This is a genomic window from Xanthobacter cornucopiae (assembly GCF_043195065.2).
Lineage (GTDB): Bacteria > Pseudomonadota > Alphaproteobacteria > Rhizobiales > Xanthobacteraceae > Xanthobacter.
In genome coordinates, this window is record NZ_CM195531.1 from 2127705 (window position 1) to 2144576 (window position 16872).

The 16872-nt window shown below is 63.7% G+C and carries 13 protein-coding genes; 2 read left to right on the plus strand and 11 right to left on the minus strand.

Annotated features, from left to right (window positions below; genetic code table 11):
• The 11 genes from V5F53_RS09535 to V5F53_RS09585 all read right to left on the minus strand — a co-directional run bounded on the left by V5F53_RS09535 (position 1) and on the right by V5F53_RS09585 (position 12310).
• Positions 1-1242 carry a TraB/TrbI/VirB10 family type IV secretion system protein gene (locus tag V5F53_RS09535; protein WP_393998556.1) on the minus strand — a complete coding sequence of 414 codons (1242 nt, stop codon included), beginning with the start codon at positions 1240-1242 and terminating at the stop codon, positions 1-3.
• Entirely contained in the window at positions 1239-2291 is a 1053-nt protein-coding gene (gene trbG, locus V5F53_RS09540; protein WP_393998557.1) for a P-type conjugative transfer protein TrbG, read from the minus strand. Before trbG ends, V5F53_RS09535 begins: the two co-directional genes overlap by 4 nt.
• On the minus strand, positions 2288-2977 hold the full coding sequence (gene trbF / locus V5F53_RS09545) for a conjugal transfer protein TrbF (protein WP_393998558.1): 690 nt from the start codon (positions 2975-2977) through the stop codon (positions 2288-2290). The genes trbG and trbF overlap by 4 nt, the downstream gene beginning before the upstream one ends.
• A complete protein-coding gene (trbL, locus tag V5F53_RS09550) occupies positions 2974-4254 on the minus strand; it encodes a P-type conjugative transfer protein TrbL (protein WP_393998559.1) in 1281 nt (426 codons plus the stop codon). The genes trbF and trbL overlap by 4 nt, the downstream gene beginning before the upstream one ends.
• Positions 4251-4511 (minus strand): putative entry exclusion protein TrbK-alt, encoded by a 261-nt coding sequence (gene trbK-alt, locus V5F53_RS09555; protein ID WP_393998560.1) that lies wholly within the window; start codon positions 4509-4511, stop codon positions 4251-4253. The genes trbL and trbK-alt overlap by 4 nt, the downstream gene beginning before the upstream one ends.
• A 9-nt stretch (positions 4512-4520) precedes the next feature.
• On the minus strand, positions 4521-5255 hold the full coding sequence (gene trbJ, locus V5F53_RS09560) for a P-type conjugative transfer protein TrbJ (RefSeq protein ID WP_393998561.1): 735 nt from the start codon (positions 5253-5255) through the stop codon (positions 4521-4523).
• The gene (gene trbE / locus V5F53_RS09565; protein ID WP_393998562.1) at positions 5252-7681 is read right to left on the minus strand and encodes a conjugal transfer protein TrbE; all 2430 of its coding nucleotides are present in this window, start codon (positions 7679-7681) and stop codon (positions 5252-5254) included. The genes trbJ and trbE overlap by 4 nt, the downstream gene beginning before the upstream one ends.
• A 14-nt stretch (positions 7682-7695) precedes the next feature.
• Complete coding sequence (locus tag V5F53_RS09570) at positions 7696-7968, minus strand: VirB3 family type IV secretion system protein (protein ID WP_238123828.1); 273 nt, start codon at positions 7966-7968, stop codon at positions 7696-7698.
• Positions 7968-8267: a TrbC/VirB2 family type IV secretion system protein gene (locus tag V5F53_RS09575; RefSeq protein ID WP_238123856.1), complete on the minus strand. Its 300-nt coding sequence runs from the start codon at positions 8265-8267 to the stop codon at positions 7968-7970. Before V5F53_RS09575 ends, V5F53_RS09570 begins: the two co-directional genes overlap by 1 nt.
• A 29-nt stretch (positions 8268-8296) precedes the next feature.
• Entirely contained in the window at positions 8297-9283 is a 987-nt protein-coding gene (trbB, locus tag V5F53_RS09580) for a P-type conjugative transfer ATPase TrbB (protein WP_238123827.1), read from the minus strand.
• Positions 9284-9685: 402 nt separating this feature from the next.
• Positions 9686-12310, minus strand: a complete 2625-nt coding sequence (locus V5F53_RS09585) for an AAA family ATPase (protein WP_393998563.1) — start codon at positions 12308-12310, stop codon at positions 9686-9688.
• A gap of 407 nt (positions 12311-12717) precedes the next feature.
• Between V5F53_RS09585 and V5F53_RS09590 the strand changes: the two genes are divergently transcribed.
• Positions 12718-14973: an nSTAND3 domain-containing NTPase gene (locus tag V5F53_RS09590; protein WP_509212997.1), complete on the plus strand. Its 2256-nt coding sequence runs from the start codon at positions 12718-12720 to the stop codon at positions 14971-14973.
• Between the two features lie 539 nt (positions 14974-15512).
• The gene (locus tag V5F53_RS09595; protein WP_393998565.1) at positions 15513-16709 is read left to right on the plus strand and encodes a DUF932 domain-containing protein; all 1197 of its coding nucleotides are present in this window, start codon (positions 15513-15515) and stop codon (positions 16707-16709) included.
• The last annotated feature ends 163 nt before the right edge of the window (positions 16710-16872 follow it).

Below are 16872 nucleotides of genomic sequence, written 5' to 3' on the forward strand. Positions count from 1 at the left end.
TCAGCCTCCATAGGGTTCAAGAACGAGATCGTGCGTGACGATGATCCGCACCGGGAATCCCGGCCGGATGGTCAGCGTCGGCGCAATATTGAGCTGGCGTTGAACAATCTGGCGGCCAGTCTGGCTGATGCTGTCGGAGGCGCCTTCCTTCAGAGCGCTGACGAGATCACTATCGCTACCCGACGAGCCCGCGCTCGCCCCAACACTCAGGATGGTGGAGAGCACCGCAGCCTTGAACAGCTCGCCCCAGTGATAGTCGACACCGTCCTCGAGCCCGGCATAGCCTTCAGCGTCAGCTCCGGGCTGGCGCTCCAGCACGATGGAGCGGCCATTGGGGAAGATCAGCCGGTTCCAGACGAGCAGCACCCGACGCTGTCCGAAGCCGACGCCATTGTCGTACTGGCCGATGATGCGGGTGCCCTGCGGGATCAGGAGGATCCGTCCGGTCGGGCTGTCATGGACATTCTCGGTGACCTGCGCGGTGATCTGGCCCGGCAGGTCAGAACGAATTCCGGTGATCAGCGCCGCGGGAATGACGGCGCCCGCCTGCAAGATGGCGGCAGAGGCCGGAGCCACCACACGGTCTGGCGATACCGTGCGTCGGTCCACTGCCTGGTTGAGGAAGGCGAGCTGGCGATCTTGGGCTTTTGGTGTCGCCCCCTGGGGGGCAAGACCAAGAGACGTGAGGTCCGGGGCAGGTGTCGCAGCTGGCACCGAAGTGACGCTCGCCTGTTGCGCCACAATCGGGCTCGCCGGCCGCGTATTGGTCTGGGCAAACAGCCGCCCGGTCCGCGCCGCCTCGCTTTCCTGCTGCTGGCGCTGCTCATCGGGACTGAGGGCAGGATTGGGCATACCTCCCATCGTGGGGACCGGCGGCTGGGCCGCCGTCTGTGCATTGAGGATCGGCCGGCCGAGGTCGCCCGGCAGCGGCGGCCCCAGCTTCGGGATACCTGTGTAATCCTTGGGAAGGCCAGCGAGCCCGTCGGGCGTTGCCTTGATGTCGGTGGCGTAGAGTTCCTGGCCGGGTCCGTGATCTTTCCGCGCTTGCAAGGCGTAGATCAGCGCACCGCCGATCCCGAGCCCCGCAACCAGCCCCAGCCCGGCCAGCACCTTGCGGGACAGGCGAGTCACCCGCGGCGGCTCCGGCCGCAGCCGCATGGCCGCCGCAGCCTCCCCCGTCAGCGGCTCGGCGTTATCTGCCGGGTCCGGTCCTTTCTCCTTTCCGGGATCGATACCGCTCATAGGACCGGCCTCCCGTCGGTGCGGGAGATGCGGACGCGCTTCTGGTTCTTGTCGGCGCCAAAGCGTAGCTCGGCCGCGGCGAAGAGCCGGTCCACGATCATGTAATTGCCGCGCACGCGATAGTTCACGAGCTCGGAGGTGTCGCCCTCGGGGCCCACCACGAAGAGCGGCGGCATCTCGCCCTGGCCGATGCCGCGCGGAAACTCGATGAACACCTGCTGGCCATCGTCGAACGCCCGCAGCGGCCGCCACGGTGCTCGGTCGCCCGAGACCTCGTAACGGAAGTTCACTCGGGTGAGGTCGATGCCGGTGGCGACAGGCTGCACCGCCTGCGCCTCGACATTCTGGCGCCGCAGGGCGATGAGTTGATCCTGCGGATATTGCCAGGAGACCGAGGCCATGTAGGTCTTCTCGGTGGAGCGCAGCTCCATGTGATAGGTGCGCAGATTGGTGTTGATGACGAGATTGGTGGTGAGGTCCGGCCGCGTGGGCTTCACCAGGATATGGACCTGCTTCGCCGTGCCCGCCCCGCTCTCGGTGTCGCCGATGATCCAGCGCACCGTATCGCCGGCGGCCACGGGCCCGGTGCCCACCAGTTGCTCGCCGGGTTGCAGGGCGATGTCGGTGACCTGCCCCGGCGCGGCATAGACCTGATAGAGCGCGCCTTCCACGAAGGGATAAACCTGCATGGAATTGATGAAGCCATTGCGCACCGGCTGGACCCGGGCGGCGGCATTGGCCTGCGTGACGCGGGCCCTCGGATCGGCCAGCTCGGGCTCAGCCTTCCCATTCTTGCCCACGGGCTTCAGCTGACCTGGCAGAGGCAGTGGCTTCGGCAGCTCGACGATGCGCACCGGCCCCGGCGGCTCGGCCTTGAAGACGGCGGGCGGTGCACCGTCATACTCGATCTCGGGCGGCTTCTCGAAGGTGGCGCAGCCCGCCAGTGCCGATGTGCAAACCAGCAGAAGCAGCAAGCCGGACTTGCGGAAAGCCTGGGAAGAGAAGGCGCGGGAAGCCGGCCTCCCGGATGCGCGGATGGCCAGCGTCATTGTGCGAGCTCCTTCGACCAGTTGATGGCGTTGACGTAGATCCCGAGCGGATTGGCCCGGAGGCGCTCCGCATCCCGCGGCGCCTGCACCACGACAGTGAAGATGGCGCTCCAGCGGGCGGTGTCGGCGAGGCTGCCGTCCTGGTAGCGGCGCTCGGTCCAGGCGATGCGAAAAGAATCCGGCGAGGCGCGGATCACGCTCGAGACCTCCACGGCCACCTGCTGCTTGCCAACCCGGGCGAACGGATCGTTGGCGCGGGCATAGTCGTTGAGGGCCACCGCTCCGGCCTGTGTCGTATAGGCATAGGCCCTGAGCCAATTCTGGCGCACGATGACAGGATCGACGGAGATGCTGCGCACCTCCTCGATGAAGCGGGCGAGGTGAAAGGCGATCTGAGGATCGGACGGGCGAAAGTCTGCAGCGGCGGGCGCCACGGCTTGCGCCTGTCCGAGCTTGTCCACCTGCACGACCCACGGCACCACCGAGCCGCTCAGGGCCTGCCACGCCAGAGCCCCGGAGAGGCCTCCCGCAAGCGCGAGGCAACCGAAGGCCATGAGGCGCCAGTTCTTCGCCTGCACTCGTGCCGAGCCGATGCGGTCGTCCCACACCTGGGCCGCACGCTGATAGGGCGTCTCGGGTTCGGGGGAGCGTCCGTAATGGACCGAGGGTCGCTTGAAGGGGATCATGGCCGATCGCTTTCCGAGAGGGAGATGGAAGACCCGCCGCCATGGCTGTCACCAGACCGCACCGCATGGGTCGCGGTCTGAATGCCGTGGGCCATCTGCTGGGAGCGGCGCATGCGCTGGGCCCAATCTGGGACATCATCGGAAGAGGCCGGAGCGCTCGACGGGGTGGCAATGGCTCCGGAGACCGGCGGCGCGGCGGCTGAACCGCGCAAGGGAGAGGCTGCCGCCGCTGCCCCGGCGCGTGCGACACTACCAAGGCCACCCTCGACGCCAGACAGACCGGATTGGCCGGCAGCTCCCGCGCTGTAGGCGGACGAGGCACCCCCGGCGAGGCTCGCGCCAGCTTGTGCGGCAGCTGCCGTTCCGGACAGCGCAGCCCCGGCGCCGCGCAGTGCCATGCCCGCTGCGCCGGCGCCCGCGAGCGCCGCACCGCCTGCAGCAAGGCCGGTCCCAACGGCGGCGCCGGCGCCCAGCTGTGGCGCGCCGGTGATCAGTCCCGTGGCGATCCCCGGCCCGAAGATACCGAGGCCGAGCAGCGCCAGCGCGGCCAGAACGGCGGACAAGGCCTGGCTGATGGTCGGCTGGGCATCGCCATAGGAAGTGGTGAATTGGGAGAAGAGCCCCGAGCCGATGCCGACGATGACGGCGAGCACCATCACCCTCACGCCCGATGCCACGATGTTGCCAAGCACCTTTTCGGCCAGGAAGGCGGTCTTGCCGAAGAAGGCGAAGGGGATGAGGACGAAGCCGGCGAGCGTCGTCAGCTTGAACTCGATGAGCGTGACGAAGAGCTGCACCGCCAGGATGAAGAAGGCGATCAGGATCAAGAGCCAGGAGATGAGCAGCACGGCGATCTGCACGGCATTGACGAAGATCGCCACCGGTCCGGTGAGCTGGCTTGCCGCATCGAGCATCGGCTGGCCGGCGGAGAGGCCCACTTCCGCAAGACGCCCCGGCCGCAGGAAGTCCGCCGTGCTGATGGCGGATCCGCCCGCCTTGAGGCCAAGCCCGGCGAAGCTCTCGAAGACGATCTGGGCCAGGGAATTGAAGTTGCCGATGATCCAGGCGAAGAAGCCGATGGCGAGGGTCTTCTTGACCAGCCGGCGCATGACGTCCTCGTCGGCGCCCCAGGCCCAGAACAGGCCGGCGAGCGTGATGTCGAGGGCGATGAGGATGGAGGAGAGGCCCGTGACCTCGCCCTTTATCAGGCCGAAGCCGGAATCGATGTAGCTGGTGAAGGTGTTGAGGAAGGTGTCGATGACCCCCACGTCATTCATGGCGCGGCTCCTTCCACGGACTTGCCGAAGAAGCGGCGGCGGTTCTGCTCCCAGAGCGCGGCGCAGCGCGGATCGATAGGGTCAGCCGCTTCGTTTCTGGCGCAGCTCTTGAGATCCGCTGACGAGACGGGCGCCGTCTTTCCGCTTACGACGACGTTGGGCTCCGGTCGTCGACCCGCGGCGGCAGCAAGCGCAGCCAGCACCGCGCCCACCAGGCCGGCGACGATGAGAGTTCGAAGCGCGGTGTCCCGGTCCATGGCGACGCCTCACTTGCCGTGGAACATGGTGACGGCGGCCGGCTGGTAGCTCGACTGGGTAGAGAAGCGCCGGTAGCGCTCCTGCCCTTCCGACACCGCCGTCGCCCGCTCAGCTTCGGATAGAGCCTGTGCTCGCCCGTTGGCCGTGACCACGGCGGTGAGGTCGGAGAGCTGCTGGGCCTGGAGCGCCTGAAGCTGGTTGCCGGCCTGCATGGCCTGCAGCGCGCCGGTTGCCGCCTGGCTCTGGTCCACCAATGTGGAGGACTGCGTCCGGTTGGTGTCGAGATTGCCGACGACACCGGCCTGCACCCGCATCGCATCCTGAAGGCCGGCGAGCGTGGTCTCCCACCGCGTCTTCGCCTGGGAGACGAGTTGTGCATCCGAAGTGCTCAGGGAGACGGAGCCGTATTGACTCTGGAAGGCCTGATCGATGGCGCTGACGTCATAGGCGATCTTCTGCGCCTGACCGAGCAATTGCTGGGTGCGCTGGGCCGCCATCTGGAAGGCGCTGACCGCGGAATATGGCAGGTTCGCGAGGTTGCGGGCCTGGTTGATCAGCATCTGTGCTTCGTTCTGCAGGGAGGTGATCTGGTTGGTGACCTGCTGCAGCGCCCGAGCGGCCTGAAGGACGTTCTGGGCATAGTTGGAGGGGTCGTAGACGACGTACTGCGCGGCAGCCGGCGCCAGCGGGCATAAGAGGAGCGGCGCGGAGACGAGCGCCGCCCGCAAAGAGTGGCGGATCATGAGGGTGTCTCCAGATTGTCGAGGGTGGGGATGAGGTCGGCCGCCCAGCCGAGGCCGCGGTACCGCAGCCAGGCGGCGAGGAAGCCATCGCCCCCGTGCTCGGCCAACACCTGCGAGAGCGCAGCCTGGTCGGTCTTGGATGAAGTGGCGCATAAAGCGAGCGCCACCTGCGAGAGCCCGAGCTCAAAGAGGCGGTTGCCGCGCCGGGATTGGCAGTAATAGTCCCGCTTTGGCGTCGCCCGGGCGAGGATCTCGATCTGTCGGTCGTTAAGGCCGAAGCGGCGGTAGATAGCCGTGATCTGGGGTTCCACCGCCCGCTCGTTCGGGAGAAGTAGCCTGGTCTGGCTGCTCTCGATGATGGCGGGGGCGATGGCCGAGCCATCGATATCGGACAGAGACTGCGTGGCGAACACCACGCTGGCGTTCTTCTTGCGCAGGGTCTTGAGCCATTCCCGCAACTGCCCGGCGAAGCCGTGGTCATCGAGGGCGAGCCACCCCTCGTCGATGATGAGGAGGGTGGGAGACCCGTCGAGCCGGTCCTCGATGCGGTGGAAGAGATAGGAGAGCACCGCCGGGGCGGCGCTGGTGCCGATCAGCCCCTCGGTCTCGAAGGCCTGGACGGAGGCCTGCCCCAGATGTTCGGTCTCGGCATCAAGCAGCCGGCCATGGGCACCGCCGATGCAATAGGGGCGCAGCGCCTGCTTGAGGGCATTGGACTGGAGAAGGACGGCAAGGCCGGTGAGCGTCCGCTCTTCGATGGGAGCGGAGGCGAGCGAGGAGAGCGCCGACCAGATGTGCTCCTTCACCTCCGGGGCAGTGGAGACACCTTCGCGGGCGAGGATCGCCACGATCCAGTCGGCCGCCCAAGTTCGCTCGCGCAGCTCGTCCACGCGTGATAGCGGCTGGAGGGCGATGCTGTCCTCCGCGAGACCTCCACCGAGATCATGCCAGTCGCCGCCCATGGTGAGGGCCGCCGCCCGGATGCTGCCGCCGAAGTCGAAGGCGAACACCTGGGCTCCGGCATAGCGCCGGAACTGCAGCGCCATGAGTGACAGCAGCACCGACTTGCCGGCGCCGGTCGGCCCCACCACCAACGTGTGGCCCACATCCCCCACATGGAGGGAGAAGCGGAAGGGGGTGGCGCCTTCCGTCTTGCCGTAGAACAGCGGCGGCGCGGCAAAATGCGTGTCCTGCTCGTCGCCCGCCCAGACTGCGGAGAGAGGGATCATGTGGGCGAGGTTGAGGGTGGAGACGGGCGGCTGGCGGACATTGGCGTAGACGTGTCCCGGCAGGCTGCCCAGCCAGGCCTCCACTGCATTGAGGGTCTCCACCATGGCCGTGAAGTCCCGGCCCTGGATCACCTTCTCCACCTGCCGGAGCTTCTCGTCCGCGATGCGGGGATCGGCGTCCCAGACCGTCACTGTGGCGGTGACATAGGCGATGCCGGCATGGTCGGCGCCGAGCTCCTGCAAGGCGAGATCTGCGTCCTCCGCCTTGTTGGCGGCATCCGAATCCACCAGTACCGACGCTTCGTTGGTCATCACCTCCTTAAGGATGGCGGCGATGGACTTGCGCTTGGCGAACCACTGCCGGCGGATCTTCGTGAGGAGCCTGGTGGCGTCGGTCTTGTCGAGGAGGATGGCGCGGGTTGACCAGCGATAGGGAAAGGCCAGCCGGTTGAGATCGTCGAGGATCCCGGGCGTGGTTGCCGTGGGAAAGCCGACGATAGTGAGCACGCGCAGGTGCTGGTCCCCGAGCATGGGCTCGAGCCCGCCGGTCAGTGGCTGATCGGCGAGGAGCGCGTCCAGATACATGGGCGTTTCGGGGACACGCACCCGCTGGTGCCGGGTCGAGACACATCCGTGCAGATAGGTCAGGGTCTCCGTGTCATCGAGCCAGCGACACTCAGGCATGAAGGCTTCGACCAGCCTCAGGACGCGGTCCGTGCGATCGACGAAGCCATCTAATGCTTCGCGGGGATCGACACCCTCGTCCCCACGCCCCTCATAGAGCCAGCTCTCCGCCCGCGCGGCATCCTCCGCCGGGGGGAGCCAAGCGAAGGTGAGAAAGTAGCTCGACTCGAAATGGATTCCGGCCTCGGCGAACCCGGCCTTCCGCTCGGCATCCACCAACGCGGAAGCAGGATCGGGAAACAGGCTCTCGGGATAGGCTCCCGCCTCGTGCCGCTGGGCTTCCACGAACAGTGCCCAGCCGGAGCCGAGGCGGCGGAAGGTGCTGTTGAGGCGACCCGCCACCGCCACCAGCTCAGCAGGCACCGCGGAATCGAGGTCCGGCCCGCGGAAGCGCGCGGTGCGCTGGAAGCTGCCGTCCTTGTTGAGGATGGTGCCAGGGCCGACCAGGGCCGCCCAAGGCAGATAGTCTGCGAGCCGGCTCCCGTGTCCGCGATACTCGGCAAGGTTCATCATGGTGCGTCCCCTCCTCAGACTGACAGGTGGGAGGGGATGCGCAGATGCCGGCGCACCACGTCGACGAAGAGCGGATCGCGCTTGCCAGCCCAGACGGCGGCGAGGTGGCCGATCGCCCAGAGGGCAAGGCCCACGAGCCAGAGCCGGAGCCCCAGTCCGACGGCGCCGGCGAGCGTGCCGTTGAAGATGGCCAGCGCCCGCGGCGCGCCGCCGAGCAGGATCGGCTCACTGAGCGCTCGGTGGACCGGAACGGAGAACCCCGGCACCTCGCCCGCATCGCTCGCCATCAGACCAGCGCCCCGCCGCTGAAGGAGAAGAAGGAAAGGAAGAAGCTGGAGGCGGCGAAGGCGATGGAGAGGCCGAACACGATCTGGATCAGCCGTCGGAACCCGCCCGAGGTGTCGCCGAAGGCGAGCGCCAAGCCGGTCGAGATGATGATGATCACCGCCACGATCTTGGCCACCGGCCCCTGGATGGACTCCAGGATCGACTGCAACGGTGTCTCCCACGGCATGGAAGAACCAGAGGCATGGGCTGCGGATACCGCGCAGGCGAAGGCGACGACCACCACGGCGGTTCGCAGCAGGCGGCGATGGCGAGAGACAAAGCTTGTCTTCACAGGGAGGTTCCTTCTTCGGTGGGAGAGATCGCGGGCGAGATCCGGTAGTCACCGTCAGGGCCAAGCCCTTCGACGTGGGCGAGTTCGGTGAGCCGGCGTGCGGCACCGCGGCCCGACAGCACGGCGATCAGGTTGATGGTCTCGGCGAGCAGTGCGCGGGGGACGCTGACGACGGCTTCCTGGATGAGCTGCTCGAGCCGTCGCAGGGCGCCCATAGCGCTGCCGGCGTGAATGGTGCCGATCCCACCGGGATGGCCCGTGCCCCACGCCTTCAGCAGGTCCAGGGCTTCCGCACCGCGCACCTCGCCGATGGGAATGCGGTCCGGACGCATGCGGAGCGACGAGCGGATCAGATCCGAGAGCGAGGCGACGCCGTCCTTGGTGCGCAGAGCTACGAGATTGGGCGCAGCGCACTGAAGCTCACGTGTGTCCTCGATCAGGATGACACGCTCGGAGGTCTTGGCCACCTCGGCGAGGAGGGCATTGGTAAGGGTGGTCTTGCCGGTGGAGGTGCCGCCCGCCACCAGGATGTTGGCGCGGGATGCCACGCCCTTGCGTAGGGCCTCGGCTTGCGCCGCAGACATAATGTCGGAGGCCACGTAGTCGTCGAGCGTGAACACGGCGACGGCGGGCTTGCGGATGGCGAAGGTTGGAGCCGCTACGACGGGCGGGAGCAGTCCCTCGAAGCGTTCTCCCGTCCTGGGCAGCTCGGCGGAGAGCCGCGGGGCACCGGCATGGACCTCAGCCCCGATATGGTGCGCGACGAGGCGGATGATGCGCTCGCCGTCAGAGGGTGATAGCCGCTCGCCCGTAGCGCCGAGGCCTTCGGACAGCCGGTCAACCCAGAGGCGACCGTCCGGATTGAGCATGACCTCGACGACAGTGGGATCATCGAGAAGACGGGAGATCACCGGGCCGAGTGCGGTGCGCAACATACGCACGCCGCGCGTCAGGCCTTCCGAACTGTAAGCTGAAGCCGCCATGTCATCCCCGCCGTGGCCGGGCGCGATGCAAGGGCTTCCCGGACGGGGATGATTAAAGAAGGGGGAATTGGGGGAGATTCAACAACAGGAATGAGCCATCGCAGTGTGGCGTGAAAAGACAGGCAAAAGGGCCAATAGCTCTGACATCACCGTGGTCAGGAAAATAGCGCTGTTGACCCATAGAGGCCCCTCGACGTCGCTTGCAGCGACGTCGGCTTTGCGCCCCCATTTCGGTCGTAGAGATCAGACTGGCTATTTCCTGAAAGCAGACATTGCGCCTTGTAGTTCCGGAAGTCATTGGTTGCGCCACAAGCTGACATTGGCTCGATGCAGTCAAGCAGATGCCCGGTTAGCCGGCCGCCCACAGAAACAGCAGTAGGCCAATTGGTCGGAATAGGCAGCTTAAGCGCGTGTTACCTTAGCAAGTCGGATGACCTCCTTCGTCCGCGCAATAAGCTCGTCAAGCTTGTCGGGAGTCGGCGGCGCTTCCGTGCCCGCTTCGGTATGGCTGTGACCTTCCATTATCGCGGAGCACGCCTCGAAGATTTCGATGACTTCATCAGCGAGGGCATTGTCCCAGTTGATCTTTTTCAGGGCGGTGACCATCACGCGGTCGGTCCAACGTCTCACAACCTCCTTAAGGAGATATTGTGGGATGACCTCTTCAACCGTTCGCCGAAGCTGGCTGGCCCCCTGCCGAACAAATGCCTCGCGGGCCGATCCTGACGCGGCCTTGGCCTTCGCAAGCGTTTGTTCGGCGAAGTCGGTTTTGCGGTACTGCGGCGTGGTCGTCGGCCCATCATTCAGACTGACTTGCCCCGGCTTGTTGTCGCCCGAGCGCTGCATCCAATGCGTCGTTATCTGAGCCTTCGCTTTGTCGGCTGCATCGGCAAGCTTGGCAAAGAATACCATATCATGCGTGAAAACGACCACCTGGCGGTCCGCCGCCGCTGCGACGAGCCTTTTCGCAATGAGTTCCTTACGTTCGTGATCGAGGGAGGTAACAGGATCATCTAGGATAATGCCGACATTGTCGTCGTTAAGCCCGACCTCCGTTAGAAAGTCCGCTAGCGCAACAGCTCGCTGTTCACCCTCGCTGAGAATATCGTCAGGGGAGCGATCAGCCACTGAAAGCGAACGCATCGTCTGTCCCTGCCGCCCCTGCGTACGAAGCTGCACGGGCACGTTACAGGACAGGGCATCGCACTCTTTCGCCAGCACCTCCCGATAATTCTTGGCAATGACGCGTGAAAAAAGCTCGCCCTGCTTTTCGGTCAGGTGTCGAGGATTGAGCACCGGACGGGCCTTCGTTTCCGCACGCGCGACCCACTGCAAGTCTTGCACATAGGACACAGCGTTCTCCAGATTCTGCGAGAGCACTTCACGATGGCGAAGTTCGACGCGCTCCTTTTCGATTGCTGCGACTGCCGAGGGAACGTCACTCTGGCGAAGGCGCATAAGGTCCTGCTCAATGGTTTGGATAACGCCATCGAGCATTTCGCTGAAATCGGCGAGAACGACTGATGCGACTGATCCCGTGCCTGAAAACGCCGCGAGCACCGACGCCTGGAGCGCTCTGATCGCTACCGCACCGTCGGTAATCGCCGTGAGAATAGCGGGATGCGTTTCGGACAGGAAATTGTGAGCAATACTGCCCTCGTCGGTCAGGGTAAGAGATATGCCCTCCACTTGTTGACGACGATCCTGAACAGCACGCTCGGCGCCCTGAAGCGCGGCCTTGCTTTCACCCGATGAGAAGGCCGCATATGAGCCAAACAATGTGCAGGCTTCCTCGCCAAGGGGCTGTTGGCAAAGAAGACAGACATCGCCCTCTGCCGGATAATGTTCATGTTGCTGCGGCCGCAACTCATCGGCGCCTGCGATCATTTGTTCCCAGGCCGGCGTGCCGATCCCGGCGATCTTGTCATGCTGGAACTGTGCTGCGCCCGCCCGCGCAAACTCACTTGCTGCGGCGACGAGCAATTGGCGCAGTCGTGTATCTGTCTCCAGCTTCTCCTCGGAAAGCGCAGCTCTTGCGTCGGCCAAAGTTTGCTTCAGGAGTACCAACTGCGGTTTGGCGTCACTTAGGCGTTTGATCGTTGCGTCCGGGGCCTGGACGCGCAATTGATCGGCTTGCGATTGCAACTGCTCAATCCGAGCTTGCTGATCAGCGCCAAAGACGGCGAGCGCGCGCAAGCCGTCAATATCGGTTGCTTGGCTGAGAGCCGCGGCGGCGCGCGAAGCTGGCGTCTCGGGGCCTATGAACGCTTTTGTCAAAGCGTTTTCACGCTTTTTGGTCTGAATGTCCGCAGCGAGTTTCGCTTGCAGGGCAGTGTACGCTCGCGCCATCTCGGGGAACACGTCGAACCCGGTTGGCGTGAAGCCAAACGGACCAGTGTCCGTCAGGTGTCGCATGGCGACTGCGCTGTCGAAGACGACAAATCCGCGCTTGAGCTCCGGATAGTCGGAGTTCACTTCAACGGTCACCGTCGAGATGGTTCCCTTCTCGTCGACGAGATCGATAAGGGCCGTTGAGGACTCGGGAGCGGCATCATCGAAGACATCAGCATAAATGGGGTGCCGCTGACGGCTAAAACAAGCATTCGAAAGGACGCGAGCAAAGCCGCTTTTGCCCACCCCGTTCCCGCCGTAAATTACGGTGAGGCCGTCCGCGAAAGTTAGTTCCGCTGTGCTTGGCAGACGGTTTACGCCGACGGGCGTATGAACCCTATGCAGTCGGCGGCGAGCAGCGCCAGCGCTCTCTCTTCCAGTCATGGACGCTGGGATTTCGAAAGCGATATCCGGCTTTGGAGCCAGGGCGTGCTCTACAAGAAGAATTCGGTACGCCTGCTCAATCACGGCGTCGGGTATGACACCGCTGCGCACGGCGGTCGCGATCAGCAGCTTTTGCCAATCCGCCAATGCGCCTGACCACCTTTCTAGCTCCTGCCAGATTGACGGGGACGCGGCGGGTGAAGCCTCGCGTATCGCGGTTTGTTCAATCTGCTCGGAAACCTCGCTTGTCACTCTGCTACCCTCCGGCGCCGCACGTTTTCCAGAGGGTAGGATAAATGACCGGCCATGGTCGATGGGCACATTTAACCTCTTCTCGCACACTCGCCGGGCGGTCCCATGACGGCCATAAGTCTTAGTCGCGCCCCCATGTCGGCCATCGAGCTGATAAAGGCCGCGGCCCAAAAGCCGACATTCGCATTTTGGGGCACGGCGTCACCTTTGCGCCGGGATTGTCATTAGCGCTCCGACGAGAGATGGACATCAAACAATGCCACGATGGCGGCCAGAGACTACTGCTCACCGATCTGCGTCTGAGGCGTGCCGTCCGTCCTCTCCGTAACGCAGAAATTCAGAGGATAAACCGGACGAAAGCCCCAATTCGGCTTATGCCGAAATTGCCGTCCTGATAGTGTTTGCGGGTGAACGAGACAGCAGCGCCAAAGGCCACCATGATTGAGGCCCTGCAGCCTTACCCCTTGCATTTGCTGGGCTGGAATGCCTTTCAGGAACTAGCGGTCAGTGTCGCCGAAGTTTGCCTCTCGCGACCCGTTCAAACGTTCTTGCCGTCCAGTGATGCCGGTCGCGATGGCGCATTTATCGGAAGGTGGGACGGAGCAAACCCTGGCCGCTCGACGGTGCAGTGCAAATTCACGTCGAAGCAAGGGAACAATTTGAGTCTGTCGTTGCTCAAAGACGAGCTGAAAAAAGCACAAAGACTCGTGGAGCTAGGTGAAGCGGACGACTACATCATCATCACAAATCACCATGTGACCGGTGAGAGCGACCTCGCTATCAAAGCCGCTTTCCTGAAAGCCGGCGTCAAGGAGTGCCGGATTTTTGGTGCGGATTGGATCAACCGTCAGATCCGCAGTTCGCCCAAGCTTCGCATGCTGGTCCCCCGCTTGTACGGCTTGGGCGATCTTCACGATCTCCTAGATGGCCGTGCCTATCAGCAGGCGCAGATGATTCTGAGCGCCATGGGGGATGATCTTCAGCGGATCGTGGTGACCGACGCACATCGGCAAAGCGTGAAAGCTATCGGCGATCATAACCTCGTCCTGCTCCTGGGTGCTCCGGCAGCCGGCAAATCCACAATCGGCGCGAGCATCGCGGTAGGCGCAGCAGATCGATGGCAGTGCAGCACAGTACGAGCAACGTCGGCCGACGATTTGCAGCGCCATCTGAATCCAGCGGGAGGTCAATTCTTTTGGATCGATGACGCGTGGGGGAGCAAGCAATACCAGAAACAAACGGCCGAAGCGTGGAACCAAGTATTCCCCCTTATGCACAGCGCCATGCGACGTGGCACGAGATTTCTCATCACATCGCGTGACTACATCTGGCGGTCAGCGAAGTTCGACCTGAAAATATCAGCGATGCCAGTGCTTAGCAAAAGTCAAGTGGTCATAGACGTCCACAGGCTGTCGAACGCAGAGCGCGCTCAAATACTCTACAATCATTTGAAATTTGGCGACCAACCGACCAAATTCCGAAGCGAGGTGAAGCCCTTTCTTTCTGCTCTTGCTAAGCAAAGCAATTTCTTGCCTGAAACGGCGCGAAGGCTGGGTTCGACATTTTTTGCCAAGAATCTGCCCCCGATCGAAGGAGTGCTGACGAACTTCTTTGCGAACCCACGGGACTTTCTGAAAGAAACTCTAACGGGCCTTTCGCCGGAATGCCGTGCTGCAATAGCAGTCGTGTTCCTGAACGGCGGCAAAGTTCGTTCGCCCGTCAGCGCGTCCGAGCTGGAAGCGGGGGCAAGTGCGTTCGGGGTGAGTGTAGCCTCCGTAAGGAATGAGCTAGAGGCTTTAAACGGGAGCGTTCTGCTGCTCGCGCTGGATGAGCAAGGTCACTATTGGACCTACAAGCATCCAACGGTGAGTGACGCCTTTTCCGCCTACTTGGCCGGAAGTCCGGAGCTGATCGAGGTGTATCTTCGAGGCGCGAAGGCCGAGACGATCCTCGACGAAGTCGTGTGCGCTGGCGAATCTATACAGGGAGCTTCGCTCGTAGTGCCTGGGTCGCTCAACACGCTGTTGGTCGAGCGCATCCAGAATGTGCATATCGCCTATCTTCGCACGTTCATGTCGTACCGCTCTAGCAAGGCGGTAAACGCGCTTCTGATAAATCAACGGCCTGACGTCCTGAGTGGGTTCAACCATTTCAGCGCGCCAATTACAGACGATGCGGACTCCTCGCTTCTGTCTAAGCTGTACCGGCAAGGACTCCTACTTGAGGAACACCGTCTGAATTTCGTCGCGTCGGTGATGAACAACTTGATCAATGAGGGTGATGCCAGTTTCCTAGAAGATCATTACCTTGAACGGGTTCTCCGTTCCGACGAGATGGATGAAGTCCGACGGTTGGCGCGGGAGAAGGTTTTACCTCGGCTTGACAATTATGTGGACCGGCTGCGGTCATCTTGGGACCCCGAATACCCGCCAGACGAACTTTTCAACCGGCTCGAAGAGTCTGTGATGAGGCTATGCGACGCCCTGACTGTGAACGGCGTTTGCGACCAAACTCCTATGGTGACGCTGGCAGGCTTGGTCAAAAAGGCTGTCTATCGGATGGAGGACGAGTACCAGCCCTCCCCTTCACCTAGTGGATCTTCGGATGCTCCAAAGGCTAGCTCAGGCCTGTCGGACAGTATCTTCCGCGATGTCGACGAATAATGTGGATTGGCTTGGTCGCTGAGGGATTTCTCGTTGTTAGCTGGCCGTTTCGGTGGTGGCCCCGGTTGACCTATTGCGTACTCGCCCCCACCTCAAAAAAGGCCTATGGCGTGCGATCGATTCTTCCGTCCAAGCTCGCCAAGAGCTAACCGGCACCTCTGCGGTCGGAAAGCATCCCCGCCGATAGCGGACCTTCCTAACGGCTCTGATGGGTCAGATCGACACGGTACGCTGTCAAAACTGAGCGTCCGCTTTCTCCCAATGGACGACGCAAGCCGCCGGTCCGCTCCCGGCCCCAAACCGGCCCTTCGTCCTCACCGCAGCGAACTTCTGCTTCTGGCGCACTCCAGAGGTAATGGCAGCATCGCCCTCTCTCGCGTCAATGCGGCGGGATGCCATCCATCGGAGCGACGCGTTTTTGGGGTGGGGAGGTTGAGCCCCTCATCCGCGCGATCGAGAGTGAGAGGTTGGAGCGGATTTCCGTGACGGGTTGAGGGCAGGGAGAGATGCTCCCGGCGCCCGTCGTGGAGTTTGGTCCCATGACTGAGGTTGAGGTTTTAGATGCGGGCCGGGAAGCGGCCGGCGGTTACAAGGTGGATGCGAGCCGCGGCGAGCGGAACGGCCGTGTGTCCTCCGAGTGGTTTTCCCGGCCGGCGGACGAGCGCTATTTGTCGCTGTCGGAGCTCTACGGTGCGGTGCGCGGGCGGTCCGACCGAAGCCGGACGCGCACCGTGGAGAGCGCCGCCATCCGCGTCGACGCCAGCCGCGAGGCGCCGGACCGGCTGACGCTCGCGTTGCCCGGGGCAGATGCTCCCGTTGTCCCGACCCATTGGAGCTTCGGCCAGCTTGCGAGCCTCATCGGCGCGCCGGCAGCCTATTTGCGCCAGCTCCCGGCTTCGCTCGCCGGCATCAACCTGCAGCACGGCCTCCTGACGCACCGCGCCGAGCAGGTAAAGACGCTGGAGGTGGAAGACGGGCGCGTCGAACTTCGGGCCGTGACAGGTCCCGACTATGGCCGCATCTACGATCATGAACTGGTGGACGCCGTGCGCCGCATCGCCGGCAACGGCACCGGGGACACCCGCTGGAAGGTGCCGGGCGTGCTCGACTGGTCGACCGGCATCTACAATCCCAGAGTCGACATCACGAAGGACACCACCACGCTCTACGCCTCGGACCGGGACGTTTTCCTGTTCCTGGTGGACGATCTCAACCCCATCGAGGCCGGGCGGTTGCCGGATGGCTCCCCCGACCTGTTCTTCCGCGGCTTCTATTGCTGGAACTCAGAGGTGGGCGCCAAGACGTTGGGCATCGCGAGCTTCTATCTCAGGGCGGTCTGCCAGAACCGCAACCTGTGGGGGGTGGAAGATTTCGAGGAGATCACCATCCGGCACTCGAAGTATGCCGCGTCTCGCTTCGCCCATCAGGCCGCGCCGGCCCTGGAGCGCTTCGCCACTTCCTCGCCCATGCCCTTCGTCAACGGCATCAGGGCGGCCCGCGAGCGCATCGTGGCGCGCACTGACGAGGATCGCATCGAGTTCCTGCGCCGCAAGGGCTTCTCCAAAGCCGAGACGCAGAAGGTGATCGAGACCGTGCTCGCCGAGGAGGGCCGCAAGCCGGAGAGCATCTTCGACTTCGTGCAGGGCATCACCGCCGTGGCGCGGGACAAGCCGCACCAGGACGCCCGTCTCGATCTGGAGGCGCGGGCGAAGAAGCTCCTCGATCGCGCTCCCTGAGATCCGCAAAGCCGGAGATGGGGATTGCCGTGTCTCCGGCTTTGCGTTGTTCCGGATCATCGGCTTTACGGCGCTGCCCGTAGAGTAGGGATGAAGCGCCTTGCCCCGTTACTGGGGCAGGTTTCTTCATCCCCCTCTCCGAACCGGACGTGCAAGTTTCCCG

What these genes read in the sequence shown, in the direction of transcription:
- V5F53_RS09535 (WP_393998556.1), bottom strand. Translation starts at nt 1,242, where the DNA reads ATGAGCGGTATCGATCCCGGAAAGGAGAAAGGACCGGACCCGGCAGAT.
- trbG (WP_393998557.1), bottom strand. Translation starts at nt 2,291, where the DNA reads ATGACGCTGGCCATCCGCGCATCCGGGAGGCCGGCTTCCCGCGCCTTC.
- trbF (WP_393998558.1), bottom strand. Translation starts at nt 2,977, where the DNA reads ATGATCCCCTTCAAGCGACCCTCGGTCCATTACGGACGCTCCCCCGAA.
- trbL (WP_393998559.1), bottom strand. Translation starts at nt 4,254, where the DNA reads ATGAATGACGTGGGGGTCATCGACACCTTCCTCAACACCTTCACCAGC.
- trbK-alt (WP_393998560.1), bottom strand. Translation starts at nt 4,511, where the DNA reads ATGGACCGGGACACCGCGCTTCGAACTCTCATCGTCGCCGGCCTGGTG.
- trbJ (WP_393998561.1), bottom strand. Translation starts at nt 5,255, where the DNA reads ATGATCCGCCACTCTTTGCGGGCGGCGCTCGTCTCCGCGCCGCTCCTC.
- trbE (WP_393998562.1), bottom strand. Translation starts at nt 7,681, where the DNA reads ATGATGAACCTTGCCGAGTATCGCGGACACGGGAGCCGGCTCGCAGAC.
- V5F53_RS09570 (WP_238123828.1), bottom strand. Translation starts at nt 7,968, where the DNA reads ATGGCGAGCGATGCGGGCGAGGTGCCGGGGTTCTCCGTTCCGGTCCAC.
- trbB (WP_238123827.1), bottom strand. Translation starts at nt 9,283, where the DNA reads ATGGCGGCTTCAGCTTACAGTTCGGAAGGCCTGACGCGCGGCGTGCGT.
- V5F53_RS09595 (WP_393998565.1), top strand. Translation starts at nt 15,513, where the DNA reads ATGACTGAGGTTGAGGTTTTAGATGCGGGCCGGGAAGCGGCCGGCGGT.